20 protein-coding genes and 1 pseudogene are annotated in these 20536 nt (G+C 45.1%); 15 read left to right on the top strand and 6 right to left on the bottom strand.

Annotation, left to right across the window (positions count from 1 at the left end):
- Positions 1 to 402: 402 nt before the first annotated feature.
- The 15 genes and pseudogenes from AC50YO_RS03835 (at position 403) to AC50YO_RS03765 (ending at position 9654) form a co-directional block, all read left to right on the top strand.
- Complete coding sequence (locus AC50YO_RS03835; RefSeq protein WP_494843444.1) at positions 403 to 798, top strand: hypothetical protein; 396 nt, start codon at positions 403 to 405, stop codon at positions 796 to 798.
- Positions 799 to 889: 91 nt separating this feature from the next.
- Positions 890 to 1357: a hypothetical protein gene (locus AC50YO_RS03830; protein ID WP_494843442.1), complete on the top strand. Its 468-nt coding sequence runs from the start codon at positions 890 to 892 to the stop codon at positions 1355 to 1357.
- 108 nt (positions 1358 to 1465) lie between these two features.
- On the top strand, positions 1466 to 2062 hold the full coding sequence (locus AC50YO_RS03825) for a DUF3885 domain-containing protein (RefSeq protein WP_494843440.1): 597 nt from the start codon (positions 1466 to 1468) through the stop codon (positions 2060 to 2062).
- Between the two features lie 115 nt (positions 2063 to 2177).
- Positions 2178 to 2438 carry a hypothetical protein gene (locus AC50YO_RS03820; RefSeq protein WP_494843438.1) on the top strand — a complete coding sequence of 87 codons (261 nt, stop codon included), beginning with the start codon at positions 2178 to 2180 and terminating at the stop codon, positions 2436 to 2438.
- Between the two features lie 108 nt (positions 2439 to 2546).
- A complete protein-coding gene (locus AC50YO_RS03815) occupies positions 2547 to 3059 on the top strand; it encodes a cysteine hydrolase family protein (RefSeq protein WP_494844111.1) in 513 nt (170 codons plus the stop codon).
- A 190-nt stretch (positions 3060 to 3249) separates the two neighbouring features.
- Complete coding sequence (locus AC50YO_RS03810; RefSeq protein ID WP_494843436.1) at positions 3250 to 3834, top strand: GNAT family N-acetyltransferase; 585 nt, start codon at positions 3250 to 3252, stop codon at positions 3832 to 3834.
- Positions 3827 to 4114 (top strand): hypothetical protein, encoded by a 288-nt coding sequence (locus AC50YO_RS03805; RefSeq protein WP_494843434.1) that lies wholly within the window; start codon positions 3827 to 3829, stop codon positions 4112 to 4114. Before AC50YO_RS03810 ends, AC50YO_RS03805 begins: the two co-directional genes overlap by 8 nt.
- Before the next feature lie 2 nt (positions 4115 to 4116).
- Positions 4117 to 5202 (top strand): ABC transporter ATP-binding protein, encoded by a 1086-nt coding sequence (locus AC50YO_RS03800; RefSeq protein WP_494843432.1) that lies wholly within the window; start codon positions 4117 to 4119, stop codon positions 5200 to 5202.
- Positions 5199 to 5990, top strand: coding sequence for an ABC transporter permease (locus tag AC50YO_RS03795; protein ID WP_494843430.1), 792 nt, complete (start codon positions 5199 to 5201; stop codon positions 5988 to 5990). The genes AC50YO_RS03800 and AC50YO_RS03795 overlap by 4 nt, the downstream gene beginning before the upstream one ends.
- Positions 5991 to 6044: 54 nt before the next feature.
- On the top strand, positions 6045 to 6722 hold the full coding sequence (locus AC50YO_RS03790; RefSeq protein ID WP_494843428.1) for a response regulator transcription factor: 678 nt from the start codon (positions 6045 to 6047) through the stop codon (positions 6720 to 6722).
- Positions 6706 to 6960, top strand: a complete 255-nt coding sequence (locus AC50YO_RS03785) for a hypothetical protein (protein ID WP_494843426.1) — start codon at positions 6706 to 6708, stop codon at positions 6958 to 6960. The genes AC50YO_RS03790 and AC50YO_RS03785 overlap by 17 nt, the downstream gene beginning before the upstream one ends.
- A gap of 73 nt (positions 6961 to 7033) precedes the next feature.
- Entirely contained in the window at positions 7034 to 7768 is a 735-nt protein-coding gene (locus AC50YO_RS03780) for a sensor histidine kinase (RefSeq protein WP_494843424.1), read from the top strand.
- 229 nt (positions 7769 to 7997) lie between these two features.
- Positions 7998 to 8177, top strand: coding sequence for a hypothetical protein (locus AC50YO_RS03775; RefSeq protein ID WP_494843422.1), 180 nt, complete (start codon positions 7998 to 8000; stop codon positions 8175 to 8177).
- Between the two features lie 173 nt (positions 8178 to 8350).
- Positions 8351 to 8998, top strand: a complete 648-nt coding sequence (locus tag AC50YO_RS03770) for a 2OG-Fe(II) oxygenase (protein ID WP_494843420.1) — start codon at positions 8351 to 8353, stop codon at positions 8996 to 8998.
- A 105-nt stretch (positions 8999 to 9103) separates the two neighbouring features.
- Positions 9104 to 9654, top strand: a pseudogene (locus tag AC50YO_RS03765) (response regulator).
- Between the two features lie 140 nt (positions 9655 to 9794).
- Here the strand turns inward: AC50YO_RS03765 and AC50YO_RS03760 are convergent.
- The 6 genes from AC50YO_RS03760 to AC50YO_RS03735 form a co-directional block, all read right to left on the bottom strand.
- Complete coding sequence (locus tag AC50YO_RS03760) at positions 9795 to 10202, bottom strand: type II toxin-antitoxin system death-on-curing family toxin (RefSeq protein WP_494843418.1); 408 nt, start codon at positions 10200 to 10202, stop codon at positions 9795 to 9797.
- Entirely contained in the window at positions 10199 to 10462 is a 264-nt protein-coding gene (locus tag AC50YO_RS03755) for an AbrB/MazE/SpoVT family DNA-binding domain-containing protein (protein WP_494843416.1), read from the bottom strand. Before AC50YO_RS03755 ends, AC50YO_RS03760 begins: the two co-directional genes overlap by 4 nt.
- A gap of 237 nt (positions 10463 to 10699) precedes the next feature.
- The gene (locus tag AC50YO_RS03750; RefSeq protein ID WP_494843414.1) at positions 10700 to 11284 is read right to left on the bottom strand and encodes a TetR/AcrR family transcriptional regulator; all 585 of its coding nucleotides are present in this window, start codon (positions 11282 to 11284) and stop codon (positions 10700 to 10702) included.
- Between the two features lie 161 nt (positions 11285 to 11445).
- On the bottom strand, positions 11446 to 11898 hold the full coding sequence (locus AC50YO_RS03745; RefSeq protein WP_494843412.1) for a VOC family protein: 453 nt from the start codon (positions 11896 to 11898) through the stop codon (positions 11446 to 11448).
- A 221-nt stretch (positions 11899 to 12119) separates the two neighbouring features.
- Positions 12120 to 13802 carry a hypothetical protein gene (locus tag AC50YO_RS03740; RefSeq protein ID WP_494843410.1) on the bottom strand — a complete coding sequence of 561 codons (1683 nt, stop codon included), beginning with the start codon at positions 13800 to 13802 and terminating at the stop codon, positions 12120 to 12122.
- Positions 13799 to 20413 carry a DUF7507 domain-containing protein gene (locus AC50YO_RS03735; protein ID WP_494843408.1) on the bottom strand — a complete coding sequence of 2205 codons (6615 nt, stop codon included), beginning with the start codon at positions 20411 to 20413 and terminating at the stop codon, positions 13799 to 13801. The genes AC50YO_RS03740 and AC50YO_RS03735 overlap by 4 nt, the downstream gene beginning before the upstream one ends.
- Between the last annotated feature and the right edge of the window lie 123 nt (positions 20414 to 20536).

Genomic DNA, 20536 nt, shown 5'->3' with positions numbered 1-20536 from the left:
TTAGCTATAGCACAGATAATGAGGTAGTAAGTATAGGTTTGTAAATGCAACTGAATTATCGATTAAATATTCTGTTAACGAGGAAGGCTGCCGATGCATGATGTCGGTAGCCTTCTCTATTGTTATTGATCTCTAGTTTAAAGTATCCGAATCTGTACGTCGTTAACCTATAGGTAGAAAGGTTCCAATATGTGGTACTATTATTTGTGAGGTGAATAATCATGAATTGGTTAACAGGAGGACCTTCTTAGAACTTAGCTTTATAATTAAAGAGCCAACTAAGATAGAGAAGGTCATCTCTAAGCTTCAGAATGTTACCGTTAAAATAGAAGTTCACAACCCTCATACCTGTATCAATACTACGAGGGTTATTCATATGTTGAGGATGATCCTCATAGTGTAATGATTCAGCAAATAACATTCAATTTAACTGTTAATACAACACGACTACGGAGCGCTTTACTTTTTGTTGATAAAATAAGTTCAGATATATTATTATTTTCGATTTATTTTTACGGATCTGCAGAAGATGCGCCAGAGTGGAATCAACCAGGTGTAAGAAATGATGAGTTAGATGAGTTTATCTGTCTTCTGATCTCAATCTATAGAGAATTAGAGTTTTACGTGGGCTGTTTGACTCTAGAAGAAGATATCAAAGGTTTGTTTGATGTTAATGAAGTATGGCCAAATGAAAATTATCAATTAGCCAAATTTCATTTCAAGGATAACCTACAAAAGTTTCAGGCAGTCTTAATATCACATTCAAGGACAAAGTACCTGACGAACAGTACACACTAATTGATAACTCGGCTCTACTTTACCGAAGAGCATTACGCTAACTGGAAACAGTAATGGAAAATGTGAAAACATGATGTAAGGAGTAAAATTTGTGAATAAAAAAATCTTGATTGATTGGGAATCCAACTATAATGCAATTAAACAAACAGTAGATGGTTTTTGGAAATGTTTTAGTAAGTGGAGTAAAGAAAATAAGGAAGAGTATCTCAGGACTTTTAATGGTAAGCTATATCCGGAATTTATAAGTGTAGAAGAACGAGAGATTTACTTGAAATATAAATTTAATGTTGAAGAGGCAGTTATTTTTTGTTCTGTTAATATTCTTTATTTGGAAATTCACATTGGAACTTACGACATTGAATTTAATCTAGATGGAGAGATTAACGACGAATATTTAGATTTCGATGGAGTCTTATTTGAAAATAGAATTTTGGAAATAAAGCATTTTTTAAGAATTGCCAGAAAAGCTATTAAAGAGGGGCTTGAGATAACAACTATCTCTAACATTACAGGAATTGATGCTAAATATTTAGGTGTATTAAAGGAGAAATATTGCTAAGCTAACGGGCAGGTTAGTTTAATTCACTTCCCGAATACCTCAGTAGACGAAAGATCACATGACAGAACAAACTTAGGGGATCAAATGCTACAGGATATATATAGTTACTTGCAAGATAAATTTCCTGAATATCGGAGTGATATCAGCATCCGTTTTGAGTTAGGTGCACCATATCGAAACGGGTCAAAGCGGAGAATTGTTCAAGTCAACAAAAGAGGGAATACAATTTTCGAAGAGCTTTTTAAACCGAAGGATTTTGTATACGTCTTAATCAAAGATTGGGGACCCTATGAAGATCCCATGTTTGGAAATACAACCCCGGACTATCTATATGAATTGCTCCAAGGAAAATCAATGGAAGAGGACACCCAGTTTGAAATCGATGAAGACGAGGATGAAGACGGGAATAGTATTGAAGTTAAGCATCAGTATCAGTTTAAAGTCTTATCAGGCTTGATCTCTTCAATTCCATACAAAAAAATTCTTGAAGGGATTTCTCATTATGAGCAAGGAAGAGAACCGTCTATTGGACAAAAAGTTTACTTTTTAAGTATGGAAAAGGACATTCTATTTCACATGTACGATGATAGAGGCTGCCTCGCATACGCCACTTCAACTGAAAATTTAAAGACACTATATGTAAAGTATAACGAATGGATTGTGGATTACTGGAGAGAGTACATTGATGATATATTCAAGGGATAGAGATATTTATTCATCCATTGGGACTTACGTCTGTTAGTCTGCCGGGGCATTTCGAGGGGAAATCACATAGAGAATGATAATGAGATTCTATTACATTGTTTGGAGGGGACAGTATTTGAACAGGTTTGTATTTCATATAGTTGCATGTGTCGTATGTATAATATTACCTGTCATTTTGGTGCTTTATAATTATTGGGATATTCATCAGCCTAAATTAGGAGCTGTAGGTGACGGAAAACCAAATTATCCTTCTTTCCTTCAGTTGATACCACCTGTAGTTTGTTTTCTTATGGGAATTGGGAACTTACCTATTGCTATTATGCGTTATAAACAAAATAAAATGACTCAACAGAATGAAAGTAAAAATGATGACTGATTACGCTAATGGAGAACGATAGTAATGTGCGTGGTATAAGCTAACGGCCAGGATAAAGATGATAGAATTAAAATTAACAAGTATACGAGAAATAATGGGGTGAAAATTATGGGAACTTGCGCAGATGTTTTATTAGTTATCGATTTACAAAATGGCGTATGTTACAGCGAAGAGCATTTATTTGGATTACAAGAATTACTTTCTAAAGTAAATGAAAGAATTTCTTTGTATAGAAAGCTACATAAACAAATTATTTTTGTTCAACATTGTGATGAGGAATTAGTACCTGGAGAAGAACTTTGGGCTATTAATGCTAAAATTGATGTTCAGGAACAAGATATCTTGATTAAAAAAATACATGCAAATTCTTTTTACAGAACGAACTTAAAAGAAATATTAGATCAATTAAATGCACATAGTATAGAATTTTGTGGTGCCCAAACCGAGTACTGTATGGATGCTACTATTAAATTTGCTCATGGATTGGGTTACAGAAACGTTATGGTACGAAACGCAACCTCCACATTGAATAATTCATTTATGTCTGCAAAAGAGACGATAAGCTTTTATGAAAAGATGTGGAGTCATAGATATTTGGAGTTTATAGAAGCTGAATATTAAAATGAAATGCACTTGAAATAATCCATTCATTCAATGCCTGGTAACAAGGGAGACTGCTGATAAAGAGGCAGTCTTTTTTCTTATTCATCGTAAAGTGTTAGGCTGGGTAGCACGGTAGTTTGGCAGGTATCTTAAGGGCAGGCGAAGAAGTTAATTATATAAATACTATTATTTGGAAGGGGTATCGGCGATGAGTTTCATTCAATTAGAGGGTGAAAGAATAATATTAATCCCACTTGAGTTGGATCACTCAGATTCCTTATTCCAATGTTCACAATCGCCTCTAATATGGGAAAACCTCCCCATTAAAATCCAAAGTTTAAATGAAATGCAGTCCTTTATACGCACAGCAATTTTAGGGAGAGACAATGGAGAGGATTTTCCTTATGTTGTCTTTGATAAAACGCTTAATAAAGTGGTTGGAATGACGCGATATTTAAGGATTTCGTCTATGCACAAGAATCTGAATATCGGCTGGACATGGTATTCACCTGAAGTGTGGCGAACAGCAGTAAATTTAGAGTGCAAATATTTGTTATTAAAACATGCATTCGAAGAATGGAAAGCTGTTCGCGTTGAACTAATTACGACGGCAACTCATTGCCGTTCACAAAAAGCTATTGAACGATTGGGGGCAAAGAAGGAAGGGATACTTAGAAAAAAATATAATGGATTAGATTATGTAGTATATAGTTTCATTGATGAGGATTGGAATGATGTTAAGTGTCGGCTTGAGTCAATCTTAAAAGTTCAGTGGGGTCGAAGAAATGAATAAAAAACAATGGAAAGCCTTATTAGTAGTACTTGGAGTATTCATTCTTGTGGGTGGAGGGGGTTACTATAATTTTGTATTTGCTAGACATATAGTTGTAGGAACTTTTATTAAGTCGGATAAGAACAATAACTTAGTTTTTAAATTAAGGAACGGTGAGGAGTTAATTGTGAAATCTCCAGAAATTATCGTACCCTTGCTTGTACCAGAGCAATCTTATTCGATAGCTATTTATAGTAATAAATTACGCTCTCCCTTTTTAAAGCATATTAAAGAGGTATAGGAATGAGGTTTATCCAGTACATATTCAGTTCACATTCCTCCGATATGATGGTTTTGTTCCCGGCACTAGTGTCCCAGCGCGTGCAGCAATTGCTGGACTCGGGAAGTGAAGCACTGAAGGGGGATTTTCTTATGGAACCGATTATTACGGTTAGCAATTTAGTGAAACAGTATAAAAAAGCGGAGCGTCCAGCTGTGAATGGAATCAGCTTCGAAGTGCAGCCGGGTGAGTTTTTTGCTCTGCTTGGACCGAACGGAGCTGGCAAAACGACGACGATTTCGATTCTGACTACAACGCTGTCCAAAACAGATGGCATAGTAAAGATTGCCGGCTACGATGTAGAACGGGAATCATCCGAGGTTCGGAGGAATGTCGGAATTATATTTCAGAATCCAAGCCTCGATCTGGATCTGACAGCGGAAGAGAATATCCGTCTGCATGTCAGTATTTACGGTATTTATGGCTATCGTCCCCTCTATAGGCTAATGCCATCCACCTATAAGCGACGGATCGAAGAGCTCGCGGAGGTAGTTGGCCTGCGCGATAATTTGTTCAAAAAGGTCAAAGGCTTCTCGGGCGGTATGAAGCGCAAGCTGGAAATTATGAGAAGCCTGATGCACAATCCGCGCATTCTATTCTTGGATGAACCGACGCAAGGGCTGGATGCTTCTGCTCGCCAGTCGATCTGGACATATTTGCAAAAGCTGAGAAAGGAAGAGCAGATTACGATTTTTCTAACCACGCACTACTTGGAAGAAGCGGAAGAGGCAGACCGTGTCTGCATGGTTGCAGGAGGACAAATAGCTGTCCTTGGAACGCCAGATGAAATTAAGAGACAGCTGGCAGGTCCTCAAATTATACGGCTTAATGCGGAGGATTTGGAGGGGCTCAAGGAAGAACTGACTGTGCTTCAGGCGGACTATATAGAAGAACAGGGAAGTCTTAGTGTTGTATGTGAAGAACAGACTGCCCAAGGGTTCATTGCTAAGCTTCAGACCCCGCTTACAAGGCTGGATATTCGACAGCCTACACTCGAAGAAGCTTATTTGAGAATGGTTAGCGGACTGCAGGAAGAGGTGAAAGCATGATCTCATTGCGCAAAGAATTTAACGCTGCAGCTGCTATCGCAGCGAGGGATGTGACCAAAGGGATAAAAAACCCGACCTTGATGTTCATATCCATTGCAATGCCCGTTATTTTTATAGGAATTTTTGGAGGCAGCTTGTCTCAAAATATGGCAGGGGGCCTAGGCTATAATTTTCTGCAATTTATGATGATCGGGATGATTGTGAATAGTATCTTCACTGGGCTAGTAACCGGTATGAGCTCGCTGATTGAAGAGCGGGATCAGAACCTGACTCAGGAGCTATATGTTTCGCCAATATCCCGATACTCTATCATGATCGGCAAGTTGGTCGGATCAAGCTTCACAAGCCTTATCGGCCTTCTCGGTATTTTATTGATCGCAGTCATTATGAACATCCCGCTTGGCGGCATGCATATCGTCTACCTCTTTCTTTTGACTCCTCTATTTTGCCTTGCTGGAGGGTCACTGGGCATTTTATTCATTGGATTCGTAAAAGATAGCAGAACAGCCGATGTCGGTTCCATGCTGCTTGTTATGCCGCAGATGTTTCTCTCCGGCGCTATGATTCCGATTCAGCATTCCACAGGCTTGCTAGGCTTTCTAGCTCATATCATGCCTATGACCTATTGTATCGATCTTGCGAGGGCGGTCTTCTACGCTGGAAGCCCGGTATATGACAAGGTCGTTCTTTATAACCCTATGTTGGATTTGGCTATCATCGCTTGCTTCGTTGTTGTTTTTACTGTAATTGGAACTATACTGTTTACGAGATCGGAGAGAAACCGATAAAATACGATAACAGGACTATGTTCAGATGATTGTATATAAAGGTGGGATGAGACTATGCCCGATATATTAATTGTCGATGACGACAGCCATATAAGGGAGCTTGTCGGCCATCTGCTGACGAGGGAGGGCTTCAGCATAATCGAAGCAAGCAACGGCTTCGAAGCGCTAAGACAGCTTCAAGCTGCGAGGGCAGACCTTGTTATCCTCGATATTATGATGCCGGGGATGGACGGCTGGGAGCTGTGCAAGCAGCTTGAAGCTGATTATGAAGAGCTTCCTATCTTAATGCTTACAGCTAAGGGAGAGACTGTCCATAAAGTAAAGGGATTCGAGCTGGGAACAGATGATTACCTCGTGAAGCCGTTCGACTCGCAGGAGCTTGTGGCACGAGTCAAAGCGCTGCTCAAGCGTTACCGTATCGCAGCATCTCAGCAGTTGCAGGCAGGAGAGCTGCTGCTTAACCGGAAGACTTATGAATGTCGGATTGGCCAGCAGGACCTGACCCTTCCGCTCAAGGAATTTGAATTGCTATTCCTGCTCGCCAGCTATCCGGGTAAGACCCTCTCAAGAGATCAATTAATCGAGCATATTTGGGGTTTCGATTACGAGGGCGATGAAAGAACAGTGGACGTACACATCAAACGCCTCAGAGAAAGATTGTCTCCTGAAGAGCATCGCGTAGCAATTCGCACGATACGAGGTCTTGGATACCGACTTGAGGTATTTCCGTGAAGCATTCTCGTATAAAGGATATTCTATGGCACGCAGGCTGGTTTCTCTTAGTCATAACTTGGCTCTTGCTCTGCTGGACAGCGGCTTATTATTTGACCCGATTATTGAATTGGCAGCCAGCCGCTCTGTTGGGGCTGCTCCTGAATGCTTTAACGGGTTTCTTCTTATTTGGTCTAAGTATGTCGCTCGTTTCCCTGCTCATGCGCAAGAAGCAAGTCGATTTTATCCAAGTCATTAAGGATGAATTGAAACGAATAGCCCGAGGCGATTTTAGGGTCCTCGAAATTCCCTCAAACTGGGAGAAGGGACGAATGAATGATCTCATTAAAAGTATTAATGAGATGGCTATAGATCTGGGAAGGCTGGAAGGAATGCGTCAGGAGTTTATCTCTAACGTATCTCACGAAATTCAGTCTCCTCTGACATCGATCAGCGGATTTGCTCGGGTATTGAAGGATAAGGATCTCAGCCCCCAGCAGAGGGATCATTATCTTAATATCATTGAGCAGGAGAGTATTAGACTTTCCCGGCTGTCGGAGAACATGCTTCGGCTTGCATCGCTGGAATCGGAGCACCATCCGTTCCACCCTGAGCAATTGCGGCTCGATAAGCGGCTGCAGGCTCTTATTCTGGCGAGCGAGCCTCAGTGGAGCAAGAAGGAGCTTGAGGTGAGTGCAGACCTTGCGCCGCTTACGGTTGAAGCCGATGATGATTTGTTAAGCCAGGTGTGGGTTAATCTGCTTCATAACGCAATTAAATTTACTCCCGAGAATGGAGCAATCCGAGTCTTGCTGAAGCAAGAAGGCGACAATGCTGTAATATGTGTGGAGGACTCAGGGATCGGGATGCCGGAGGAGAGCCTTGACCAAATTTTCGAGAGATTCTACAAAGCGGATAAATCGAGAACACGAGTCGGTGGAGGAAGCGGGCTGGGGCTATCTATCAGCCTCAAAATCGTCCAAATGCACAAAGGTACCATTGAAGCGCTGAGCCGTCAAGGAGAAGGGACTGTAATGACGGTGAGGATTCCGCTTCGCCAGGTATGAGGAAGCTATGTGATAGAAGGATTATTAATACCATCCGTATGAGGATGGTATTTTTGTTTATGGGAAAGTGTTTATATCGTCTTGATTCATCTGTAAGTGTTCCTTGTAGTTGAATCAAAATCAAAATAATTAATGGCAATAAGAAAATTTATTGACAAAAAATAGATATTTAAAGTAATTTAAAAAAAGCATGAAATGATTATTGGGATCAGGAGAGGATGGAATTGTAATGGCAGCCAATTGGTGGTTAGCTCTCATTGTTATGGTTGTAATAAATGGGATTTTGGTTTGGAGTTTGTTTGTTGAGTCGGATAGAATAAGTGGAAGAGCCAAAAGGTGGTTTTTTATAGTCGGAAATACCATAGGTCTCATTATTGCTGTTTCTCAATTTTTCTGGATGGATTTTTAGATATGGATTCGGTAAAACCCCGCCCCCAAGAGGTTGGGTTTCTTATTTTCTCGTCCTAATTTTAGGCTACCAAAAAGTTTAGCTAGTTTGACTTTTCTGAAAATAAATGAGCGAATTATTCCATTTTAAGGTATGTTATATGGTGGATGTCTGAAAATAGGGGCTGTGTAAGGATGATAGAGAATTCGACAGAGAAAGAACGCACGATATTTGATCATACTGGAAATACGATTAAGACAGATGATCGAGAGATTCGAATTCTTGCCAAGTATGAGGCACCTTTGGTCGTCGTATTAGGAAATGTGCTTAGTGATGAGGAATGTGATGAGCTGATTAATCATTCTAGGGAACAATTGCAACGTTCAAAAATAGGCGGAGATCATGCAGTCAATGCTATTAGAACGAGCAGCGGGGTGTTCTGTGAGCAGAATGAGACGATTACAAGAATCGAAAAGCGATTTTCTCAAATTATGAATATTCCTATCGAGCATGGCGATGGCTTACAAGTTCTCCTATATACGCCGGGTCAAGAGTATCAGCCTCATTATGATTTTTTCGCAGAAAGCAGCCGTGCAAGTGCCAACAATCGAATTAGTACGCTCGTCATGTATTTGAATGATGTAGAGGACGGCGGAGAGACGGCGTTCCCTATGCTTAATATTTCTGTTTTTCCTAACAAAGGCATGGCGGTCTACTTTGAATATTTTTATAATGATCATGAATTAAACGATTTCACCTTGCATGCAGGTACACCAGTCATTACAGGGGAAAAGTGGGTTGCAACGATGTGGATGAGAAGACAAGCCCTTCGTTCCTCCTAGTTGTATGGATTGTGGATTTTTGCTGTATTCGATCAAAAAATGCTCTTAGCTGTAAGTTTGTAGAGCAAGGAACCTCAATAGCTATTAAGGGGAGCATTAGCAACTTTGCTTTCGTTAGAAGATGATATCGAAGTAGTCGGTCAAACGGAAAATGGGGAAGAAGCGATATCCATGATTCAGCAATATGAACCAGATGTAGCTGTTTTTGGATATTGAGATGCCACTGAAAACGGGGCTGGATATTGCGGAAGCAATTCAAAAAAGTAAGTCAGCTTGTCGTGTAATTATCTTGACGACATTCGCGCGTCCTGGCTCTTTTCAGCGGGCTATGCAGGCAGGAGTGTATGGTTATCTTCTCAAAGATACGGGCAGCGACGAACTGTCTGATGCGATTCGTCGGGTCTATGCTGGGAAACGTGTCATTAATGCAGAATTGTCGCTCGCGGTATGGGATGATCCATGTCCATTATCACCTCGAGAGCGTGAAGTCATGACGCTGGCCGCCCAAGGCTTAGTTCTTCAAGATATTGGAGCACAGCTGTTTCTATTCTATGGAACGGTACGGAAACTATATGTCAGAAGCGATTGGGAAGCTCGGGGCGAATACACGGATCGAGGCGATAGATATTGCACTCAGTAAGGGATGGTTGGATTAAAGACAGCTCCGAGGTGAGCTATCGTAGATTGCTTCTCTTCCATCATCACTATGGAGCTATGACGAATGGTGGTTTTGCACAGCCATGATTCGCCTCCATTACCATTAACACCATCCTCATCAGAATGGTGTTTTTGTATTTTAAGATATTGATATCTTGATGCTATGGGCTTCAATAATCGCAGTTGCTTGTTTGCGATCGAAAAGATGATTAACCATATCTACCGTAAAATCTTCGGCTTTTTGAGTATCCATTTTAAAGTGCAGGCCATTGTATCGCAGAAATATAACCAGTGCTGTAAAAGCGGTACGTTTGTTGGCATTGTGAAAGGGATGATTTTGACCAAGTGATTCGAACAAAGCCGCAGCCTTCTCGAAAATAGTAGGATAAGCATCTTCGCCAAATAGCGAAGATTGCGGTCGGTGAATAGCTGATTCGAGCAGCCCGATTTCTTTAACGCCTATATATTCCCCTGGACTGTAGCGCTGAATCATGGCTACATTAATGGCTATCACTTCCTGTGCAGATAAATAACGAGTTTTCGTCATCTATCTTTGAGTCCTTGAAGCGTTTGATCGTATTCCTCAATGACATCTGTCAAAGTGGTCATAAAGTCTGGGCTGATTCCTACAGGCAATGAGACTTTTGTTGACTTCTTAATTATTATTTCTCCTGAATCTGGACTAACCTCAATGTTCACTGTATCACCTTGATCCAATCCAATTTGCTTCAAAGCGTCAGTCATGGTTATTCCAAGGCTGTTTCCAAATTTGGTTACTTTTCGTTCCATCTCAACCATCCTATTCATAAGTTTTCCTCCTTATCATCATATTCAACTGTTATAACAATTATACAATTATAAACATGAAATTCAACCTCATTAGGGCGTCTGCTCAGGGAACATCGAATCTGTGACTACACGAGTAGAAGCAAGCGTGGTGCGATCTTCGGACAGGGTTTCAAATCCCCTCGCCTCCACTACCCAAACCCACAACCCCATGTGGTTGTGGATTTTTACTGTCTACTCGCAGTACAATTCATTCAATCAACGCCTAAACCCATCCAACATAATGGAGAGGATGATCTTGGTATCTGCCAATGCTTGTTCATAATCTGGCATTTGCGCAATCCAGAGCGCTGATTCATTCATAGCTCCAGATAGACAATGGGTCATGGCTTCAATGGAGCCCTGTTTGAGGCATCCTTGCTTCTCCATGATTTGCAGTTGCCCTCGCAGCAAGCGCATGGAGTTATGCTCATCCATCATTCGCCAAGTCTCCCATCCCAGTACAGCGGGTCCGTCAACGAGCATAATTCGCTTGTTCTGAGGCTCAACTGCTGCAGCTACGAATGCAAGGCATCCAAGAAGCAGCTGTTCCCACACTTCCTCACTTTTTGCTGCCTCCGCTTCAATTCTTCCTGCAACGTCTTTCTGCACCGATTCGAGTACAGCATGAAAGAGGCCTTTTTTATTTTTAAAATGATGGTAGAGTGCCCCTCTCGTTAGGCCAGATTCCTGCGCAATATCCTCCAAAGCAGAGTTCGCATATCCATGCTCGGTGAAATAACCTCTGGCGACTTCTATCAGCTTGTTGATCGTTTCATTCGTTTCTTCTTTGTTTCTTCTCATGAACGGTCTGTCTCCTGTCTCAATCCTGTATTGCCCATTCAGACTGTTTTCACAGTTTTTCCAAAATGGCTATTGCCTCACGATCTCCCGATTTCGTTAATGCTAGCAAATAAAATAGGCCAACTCCCCGGCAAAATATTGCTTCAATTGTAACGCAGTACTCATTCTATTTCACCATCGTTATTATCTAACCATACTTTTTCTGCATAGTTAGTACTCTCTGTTTCTGACGGAGGGATTATTTGGATGATATCAATTAATACACCATTAGGGTCGCTCGTTATAAAGTGCCGCTGTCCAAACTCTTCATCGCGAATATCGAGCTGCAAGGGCAGCTTCTCATCCAGAATAAGTCTCTTATACTCTAAATCTACATCGTCTACTTCAAAATTTAGTATTAAGCCTTGGACTGTTTTTTGGTAAACAGAGGGTATGGTAGGGTGTGATGCATCTAAGAGAGCTAATTCATAAGGGACTTTACCATTAGTCAATTTAAGGCTCACATACCAGTCGGCTTCATATACCTTTTCAAATTGAAAATAGGTTGAATAGAATGCAGAACTGAGTGCAACCTTCTCCGTCAATATAACAGGGTAGAAACTTGAAGTTATCATTGGTAAATATCCCCTTTGCTTTAATATGGACTTATACTAACATACGTACAGTATGTATGTAAACAAACAAATCTTACTGGCACATATAGCAAAAAGAGCACTCATTAGAAGTGCTCTTTTTGCTTTTCTGTTGCAACCATAAATATAGCTCCGACAAAATTTCTGTTTGCTGTGTAAGCTGAATATTTGGCGGCTCTTTGCATCCCATTGTAGTCTGATTCTTACTCATAAGGGTCTTCAATCAAAACAATGTAGCCGTTTGAACGGACCGTTTCTTCATGCAAGCGTCCTTCTACCTCGAACTGATATCGCGCCTCCACATAACCTCTGATCATTGATGCTTCCAATAATGGACTTGTCACAGCGGTGTAGCTGATTCGCACGGCCTGCTGAGGTGCGATTATTCCAAGGGAAAGCCCTTCGCTGGTTAGCAAGCTGCTCGCCTGTTCCCCATTAATGCGAATGGTATGGCTTAGCAACTCGTCTCCCGGATCTGTTAATTCGAGCAGTTGGACAGCCGCTGCCGAGTTGCCCCGGTTAGTCAGCTCTACTCCATATTCTAGCCAATCACCAGATTCGATAACAGGTGGGGATACAGTAACGTGAACGTTAATTAGCGGTAAGATAAGCTCAGTATGGACGGTATTAGACAGAAGCTTATTCTGGATCAACCTGCCGTCTGGCAGCCTGAATGTGAAATTCAAGCTTGCCTCATTGGCAACGGATAGATAAGAGCTATCGGAGGCGGAGGCCGAGACTGTCGCCTGAAAAGTAATGACAGCGCTAGAATACGCCTGTACCGTACCAAGATTAATTCCTTCTGCAGGACGGCTCCCCTTGATAGGCACCCCATTAAGATGAACACTGTCCCATACAAATAAGGTGTTGCTCGGCAACCTATCTACAAGTGTGCCGTCAATTGCGAAGGCGTTGCTATTCGTCACAGTTAACTCGTACACAAGAATATCGCCTCGCGTAGCAAGTGTCTTGTCAACGGTCTTGGATAAGGTTAGGGAAGGATGAATAACCGTGACAGCGACGTCATTTGTTTCTGCCTCATAAAGCTTATCGCTACCTAGGTAACGAACCGTCGCTTGACTGATTAGCGGATTATCACTGGGTACTTTCACGATACGGACTCGGTAGGTAATGTTCAGTATGGCTTGAGGATCGAGAGAACCAACTGGAATTCCAATATTCGGATCTAATGAAGGAGCATGAACATCCCCAATCATGAGGCTGCCCGGCATAAAAACAGCACCATCAGGCACCGGTGAAATCACAAGGACATCTTGAAGCCGCAGATGCCCTTGATTGACGATTATGATCTCATACGTAACGATATCCCCGACAAAGGAATACGCTGTTCCTGCTGTCAAGCTCACGGCTAAGGAAACTTCCTCAACCGGAATATTTAATGTGTTGGAGTAAATGAGGTCAGTTATCGTTCGGCCATCCAGCGTCTGGAATACGAACTCGGCATAAGCTTGATTGACGAGCTGCAGCCCAGACGGCAGGGAGGTGACAAGTGCCTGAAACTCAATGCGAGTGGAAGTTCCTGCTTCCACGAGGCCTAATGCGACGCCAGACGAGAGCTTCGCTCCAGGTAAGGGAACGCCATCTCGAAGCAGGCTGTTCGAGATAAAAGAAGTGCCTTCAGGCAGCTTATCATAGAGCGTAACATCGGCTGATTTGTTCCCATCATTGTCGAGATCAAGACGATAGACAATCGTTTGATCGAGAGCAGCATAGCTTGTTTCTGAGCTTTTGAGCAGGGACAGCTTAGGACCAACGAGCGGAGTGGACACTGTGTTCGAGTAGGTCACCTGTTCCGCACCGGCATATTGGAAGGTTACGAGCGATTGATTTTGCAGCAGCAGATCTGCTCGTGAACCTATTGTCATATCGCGATGACCTGTACCTGGAACGTTACGGTGGAGGAGCTTCCTGCTCCAATTGAGCCGATTGTAATTCCAGTGTTCGGATTGGCGGATGGCCTCGATACAGTGTCAACAACAACACTGCCCGTAACGAAGCTGGTACCCGTTGGAACAGGGTCCACGAGCACTACATTATTTACGGTTGTAATGCCGCTGTTCGTTACGACGATTGTGTAGGTAATGAGATCGCCGACTACTGCATCGATTGCATTCGTGCTTTTGACAACCGTTACGTTAGGGGCTGAGACAGGAATGACCAACTGGTTGGATTGAACACTTCCAGTACGAACGACTCCGTCTGACAAAGTGAACGTGTAGTTGGAAGTTGCTCGATTGACGAGCTGCTGCGGCGAAGGCAAGGCGTCCACTGTTACCTGCAGCGTTACTTTAATATTAACTGTGTCCCCAGGCAGAACAGTCCCTACTGGAATACCGCTGGCTGGATCGGCGCCCGGCTGGGTTACGCCATCTACGATGACGCTATTGGGAACGAACACCGCTCCTGTTGGAATATTATCGAACAATACCACCTGAGCTTCCCAATTGCCCGTGTTGGTCACGTTGAGTGTATACACAATCGTATCTCCCACGGTTGCATTGGTGGTATTTGCGCTTTTGGCTACTGCAATAATAGGCTGATAGACGGGAGTAATAAGCGTATTAGAGAAGGATGCACCTGAGAAGGCGCCAGTCGTGAAGCTGACCAGAGAACGATTGCTGAGTTGGGCAGGAATCAGCAATGCAGTAACAGTGACGCTGAACGTGACGGTAGCTGAATCACCAGGAGCGAGTGAACCAATCGAAATGCCTGCTGCTGGATTGGCTGTCGCTTGAGGCAGGCCATTGACGGTAACACTTCCAGCATTAAATGTTGAACCAACAGGGATAGGGTCACTGAATAGAATGTTCGTAATGGTAGTCAATCCATTATTCGTTACCACAATACTGTAAGGAACGGTTTCACCCACGGCAGCGACAGTCTTAAGTGTTGATTTGATCACCGAAACGTTCGGCGATGAGACAGGCACCGTAACGGTATTGGATACAAGAGAGCCATTCAGGGTCCTGCCGTCTGGCAACGTGTAGGAGTATGCAGCGGAAGCCTGGTTCGTAATTTGCTGATTGCTTGGAAGGGAATTGACAACGACAGAGAACGTAACCGTCGTCGTGCCCGACACCTGACCGAGAGGGATTCCTGTGGCAGGGTCTGTACCTGATGCTGGAAATCCATTGATAAGGACGCTGTTGGGAACGAGTGTCGTATCGGCTGGGATCGTATCCGTTAAGGTGACAGAAGCTCCGTAGTTTCCTGTATTTGTTAAGACGACCGTATAGACAACTGTATCGCCCACGGTTGCATTGGTCGTATTGGCACTTTTGGCAGCAGCTAGTATCGGCTGATAGACGGGAATGGTCACGATGTTGGACAAGGAAACGCCAGAGAAAACCCCAGAGGTAAAGCTGACGGTCGATTGGTTGTTAAGCAGGCTAGGTGCGGGCGGCAGTGCCGTTACGGATACGTTGAAAGAAACGGTAACCGTTGCGCCTGGAGCAATCAAGCCAAGAGTGACTCCGCTGGCGGGACTCGCTGTCGGTCTCAGTGTGCCGTCGACGGAAACAGACCCCGCAATGAAAGCTACGCCCGCGGGCAGCGGATCGTTGAATACAACATTGGTGACGCTATCGATGCCACTATTCGTAATCGCGGTCGTGTAGGTAATCGTGTCGCCGACTGAGACAGCTGTAGATAAAGAGCTTTTGACTGCTGTTATATTCGGCGCCGATACTGGAATAACGACCGTGTTGGATGAGACGGACCCGGTTTTCGTACGGCCATCGGGCAGGGTGAAGGAATAGGCTGCTGTTCCTTGATTGCTTAACTGCTGAGGTGTAGGCAGGGTATTGATGACAACGGAGAACATAACCGTCGTTGTGGCTCCAGCATTAATAGAGCCGACATCAATGCCCGCGGACGGATCAGCACCGGGAAACGGGAAGTTGTTGACCATAACGCTGTTTGGAACGAGAGCGGTACCCGCTGGAATCGGGTCGGTAAGAATCGCAGTAGCGGGGTAGTTGCCCGTATTGCTAATGGTGAGCGTATAGCTGATCGTATTGCCGACTGTTGCGTTATTGGAGCTTGCCAGCTTAGCGATAGACAGTGCTGGCTGGTAGACAGGCGTGATTACTGGGCTGGAGAACGAAGTGCCAGAGAAGACACCGGAAGTAAAGCTGACTGCTGCTTGATTGTTCAGGTTAGCAGGAGCAGGAACAGAAGTGACAATAATATCAAACGCGACTGTTACTGTCGCGGATGGGGCAATGGTTCCAAGCGATATGCCCGTGGCAGGCACAGCAGCAGGCAAGGAACTTCCATTGACGGTGACTGTTCCTGGAACGAATGCGGCCCCTGCGGGAACGGGATCAGTGAACTGTACATTATTTACAGGCTCTATGCCATCATTGCGAATAAGCGTTGTATACGTAACCGTGTCTCCAATGGACACAGAGGTCGACAGCGTAGATTTCGTTACGGTAACATTAGGCGCTGATACGGGAAAGGTGACGGTATTGGATACAGCAGATCCGGTCAGTTGCCTGCCATCGGGAGGCGAGAAAGTATAAGTGGCAGATGCCTGATTGCTAAGCTGCTGCGGAGTAGGCAAGGTTGTGACAACTACTTCGAAGGTGACTGTGACAGTTGCACCGGGAGCAACTGATCCGATATTGATACCTGTGACTGGAGAGGTCCCAGCCTGTGGAGAGCCGTTGACGTTAACGCTGTTCGGCGAGAACTCTGTGCCGTTAGGAATGGTATCGAAGAGGGTTACGGTTCCTGCCAGATTGCCAGAGTTGCTTACGACAATCGTATAGATGATTGCATCTCCAACTGTTGCATTGCTTTTGCTGGCACTTTTGGACAAGCTGATTTGGGGCTGGGTAACCGGCGTTGTCGTGACGTTGGATGAGGAAGAGGCAGAGAACGAACCGGAAGTAAAGCTGACGGTCGATTGGTTATTAATTTCCGATGGAATCGGCATCGTAATGATCACCTCGAATGTCACGGTAGCCGTAATGCCTGGCGGCAAGGTACCGATTGGAATGCCGGCGGATGGATCAGTGCTCGGCCGCGGTGAGCCGTTCACGAGTACGCTTCCGGTAAGGAAAGACACATTGCTTGAGAAAATATCACTTAGTACGACGTTATTGACGTTCGTTATCCCATTGTTCTTCACTGCAATAGAGTAGGTAAGGGTATCGCCAGCTACGGCGGATGCAGGGCTAGCGGTCTTAATTATGCTTACACTAGGTGCCGATACATTCACGGTAACGGAATTGGAAGCTGCGGTATCGGTAATTGTGCGACCATCAGGCAGCAGAAAGCTATACGAGGAGGATGCTGCATTTACAAGCTGTTGAGTCGCTGGCAGCAGATTGATCGTGACCACGAAGCTTACGGTAACAGATGCACTGGGGGCGACGGAACCGACAGGAATACCTGTTGCCGGGTTTACTCCGGGTGTTGGGACGCCGCCTACAATGACACTGTTGGTATCGAAGGTTGCTCCTGAGGGGATGGGATCTGATAGGGTAACATCAGCAGCAATGTTGCCAGTGTTGGTCACGATAATAGAGTAATTAAAGGTATCCCCGACGGTGGCGTTCACGACACTAGCACTTTTAGCCAGACTAATAATAGGCTTGTATACAGGCGTTACGACGGTATCTGAGAGGGACGAGCCGTTGAACGAGCCGAACTGGAAAGCGGCGCTCGCTCGATTATTAAGCTGGCCGGATGCTGGCAGTGAAAGAACTTGGATTTGAAAGGTAACTGTAATGGAGGTTTGTGAGTTGATTGTCCCTACTCGTATACCGGCATCAGGGTTTTCGTTAGCAGCTGGAGCCCCGTTAATGGTGACACTTCCATTGACGAATGCTGTTCCTGCAGGGGTAGGATCGGCTATGACAACGTTCGTAACAGGATCGACACCGTAGTTGGTGGCGACGATTGTATAAGTTAATACGTCATTGACGGTAACGGCTGTCTGATTCACGCTCTTGACCAGCACTACATTCGGAGTAGATACCGGGATCGTAATGGTATTCGATTGGCTGGAGCCATTCAGGGTACGGCCGCTAGGCAACTGGTAAGAATAAGCTGCTGCAGCTTGATCGACCAGAAATGCAGGCGAGGGCAGGGAATTTACCGATGTTTGAAAAGTTGTCGTTGTGGTCGTTCCGGGAGCAAGCGAGCCGAGCGGAATGCCGCCCGTGGGCGAAGCTCCAGGCTGCGAGATTCCGTTGACGGTTACACTGCCGGCAATAAAGGCAGAGCCTGTCGGAATATTATCGGACAGCGTACTTTGTGTTGCGATATTGCCCGTATTGCGAACGACGATTGTATAGGTGAGTGTGCCTCCTACCGTGACGTTCGATCGGTCCGCGCTTTTGACAATCTCAACAGCAGCCAGATATACGGGGGTCGTGACGGAATTGGATAAGGCAGCGCCTGTGAACGTGCCTGAGCTGTAGGATACAGTGGAACGATTGACCAGTTGGGCAGGTGAAGGCAGTGAGCTTACAGCAACCTGGAATGTAACCGTGATAGAGCTGCCTGCTGTGATAGTGCCTAATGAGACGCCGCTAGATGGGACAGCAGTAGGCCGAGATTGCCCCCCGACAGTTAGAGATCCGCTCACAAATGTCGTTCCGGCTGGCAGAGGATCGGTTAAAACCACATTGCTGACTGATTCCGTTCCGCTATTGGTTATGATCGAGGTATAAGTGAATGTCTCTCCAACGGCAATGTCGGTGATAGATGCGCTTTTCGTTACGGTAACCGCTGGCAGGCTGACAGGAACGGTCACCGTATTGGAGGCAGCGGAGCCTGTAACTGTACGGCCATCCGGCGGCTGGAAGGTATAAGCAGCAGTAGCTTGATCGACGAGCCGCGGAGGTGATGGCAAGGAGTTGACGAGAACCTGAAACGTTACGGTTGTAGTGGCACTAGCTGCTATTGTACCGATTGGAACTCCTACTGCTGGATTCGCTCCTGCGACGACAACCCCATTGACCCTGAAGCTGCCAGCAACAAATGAGCTTCCTGCAGGGATATTATCGGTGAACGACGTAGTAGCTCCAATGTTTCCATTATTTGCGATTAGTACGGTGTAAGTTACAAGATTGCCGACCGTGGCATTGGCAGTGCTGGCCGTTTTCACCAAGCTCAGAATCGGCGAGTATACCGGGAGGCTGACGCCATTCGAGGGAATGACCCCGGTAATGACACTGCCTCCGGCGACGCTCTGAAAGGTGAAGGCTGCATTAGCCGTATTAACGAGCTGCTGCGGTGAGGGCACCGCTGCCACTGTCGTGCGATATGTAACCGTAATGGTGCTCCCAAGATTGAGTGAGCCGAGCGGAGCGCCTGCCGTAATGTCAAAGGTCGGCTTGGCTACGCCCCCTACAACGACGCTGCCAGGGGTAAATGCGAGACCAGTGGGCAGCGTATCGGATAAAACGATGCTCGCCGCATTGGCAGTTCCCGTATTGCTGATGGTTACTGTATAGGTCACGGTATCGCCAAGGACAACCCCACTAACATTGGCACTTTTGACTACGTTGATTTTTGGGGCATTGATATCGACCTGAATGGCATTGCCGTTAACGACGTAAGCATCACCCGAAGTAGTGAGGCTTAGTACGGCGGAGGACTGGTTATTGGTCAATCTTGCGGATACGTCGACATTCGTGATGTCCCAGCCTTGCCGTCCACCGATTATATTGGTGCCTGGCGCACCGTTCGTTTGGTTGCGAGTGCCGAATGTGCCCGTCGTATCAAGCTGACCTGCATCGTTATTAATCTGTGAAGCAAAGAAATTATTGGCGAAGTTGTTAGGTCCAGATAAGGCTACTAAGGAGGAGGCAGTTGGCCCGAATAACGCTTGATCGCCTGTTCGGTTGGCATCCCCTTCTTGCGCACTGAATAAGGCTCTGCCGCCAAGTGCGCCAGATATTGGTGTCGCAAATCCGGTCAGCGTCGTATTGACAGGGCCAGACGAAGCTTGAACTAGCACTGCTCCGGCACGGATCGACATATTGCGGAACGGAAGGGCTGGATTCTGGTACATGACGCAAAGCGTCCAGCCTGCATGATTAGCTGTGGCATCCCCGGTGATGACAATCGTGCCTACGACACCCGCTGTTGTATAAAATCCGGCCATACCTTGCTGTACGAGGGTTGTCACATTAGCTGACCTTACAAAAGCGAAGGCGCCGTTGCCGAGATCTACCTGATTGGCCGTTGCCGAATCAGGCGTAACGCTGGCCACTCCAGCCGGGGTTGTGAAGGTGACGGGATTATTAATTGCCGCGGACAAATTCACCGTTCCATTAATATATGATCCTCCCCAGATCAGCTCAGCATAGAGGATCGTGCTTCCAGTCGGCAAATTTAATCTCGCTGATGAGCTATTGGCCGTATAGAGACTTGTCGTTCCACTTGGATAGGTCCCGAAGGTGGAGGCCGTATTTGTCGTGATGAATGCGCCGATACTGTCTTGAGTTCCCGGCACCCCTATCGTCTCAGAACGGCTGAGGCCTAATGTATTGCCAATAAAGCTGATAGCTCCGGTTGCATTGAACGTAGCTCGAACAATAAGAGGAATTCATCTCACCACCTTGATTTTAGATCATCG

Source organism: Paenibacillus sp. J22P59 (assembly GCF_059383895.1).
This window is presented reverse-complemented; position numbering and strand designations above follow the sequence as displayed.

Excerpts from the sequence above, each read along its gene's own strand:
- AC50YO_RS03835 (WP_494843444.1), top strand. The coding sequence starts at position 403 with ATGATTCAGCAAATAACATTCAATTTAACTGTTAATACAACACGACTA.
- AC50YO_RS03815 (WP_494844111.1), top strand. The coding sequence starts at position 2,547 with ATGGGAACTTGCGCAGATGTTTTATTAGTTATCGATTTACAAAATGGC.
- AC50YO_RS03810 (WP_494843436.1), top strand. The coding sequence starts at position 3,250 with ATGAGTTTCATTCAATTAGAGGGTGAAAGAATAATATTAATCCCACTT.
- AC50YO_RS03805 (WP_494843434.1), top strand. The coding sequence starts at position 3,827 with ATGAATAAAAAACAATGGAAAGCCTTATTAGTAGTACTTGGAGTATTC.
- AC50YO_RS03800 (WP_494843432.1), top strand. The coding sequence starts at position 4,117 with ATGAGGTTTATCCAGTACATATTCAGTTCACATTCCTCCGATATGATG.
- AC50YO_RS03795 (WP_494843430.1), top strand. The coding sequence starts at position 5,199 with ATGATCTCATTGCGCAAAGAATTTAACGCTGCAGCTGCTATCGCAGCG.
- AC50YO_RS03790 (WP_494843428.1), top strand. The coding sequence starts at position 6,045 with ATGCCCGATATATTAATTGTCGATGACGACAGCCATATAAGGGAGCTT.
- AC50YO_RS03780 (WP_494843424.1), top strand. The coding sequence starts at position 7,034 with ATGAATGATCTCATTAAAAGTATTAATGAGATGGCTATAGATCTGGGA.
- AC50YO_RS03775 (WP_494843422.1), top strand. The coding sequence starts at position 7,998 with ATGGCAGCCAATTGGTGGTTAGCTCTCATTGTTATGGTTGTAATAAAT.
- AC50YO_RS03770 (WP_494843420.1), top strand. The coding sequence starts at position 8,351 with ATGATAGAGAATTCGACAGAGAAAGAACGCACGATATTTGATCATACT.
- AC50YO_RS03760 (WP_494843418.1), bottom strand. The coding sequence starts at position 10,202 with ATGACGAAAACTCGTTATTTATCTGCACAGGAAGTGATAGCCATTAAT.
- AC50YO_RS03755 (WP_494843416.1), bottom strand. The coding sequence starts at position 10,462 with ATGAATAGGATGGTTGAGATGGAACGAAAAGTAACCAAATTTGGAAAC.
- AC50YO_RS03750 (WP_494843414.1), bottom strand. The coding sequence starts at position 11,284 with ATGAGAAGAAACAAAGAAGAAACGAATGAAACGATCAACAAGCTGATA.
- AC50YO_RS03745 (WP_494843412.1), bottom strand. The coding sequence starts at position 11,898 with ATGATAACTTCAAGTTTCTACCCTGTTATATTGACGGAGAAGGTTGCA.
- AC50YO_RS03740 (WP_494843410.1), bottom strand. The coding sequence starts at position 13,802 with ATGACAATAGGTTCACGAGCAGATCTGCTGCTGCAAAATCAATCGCTC.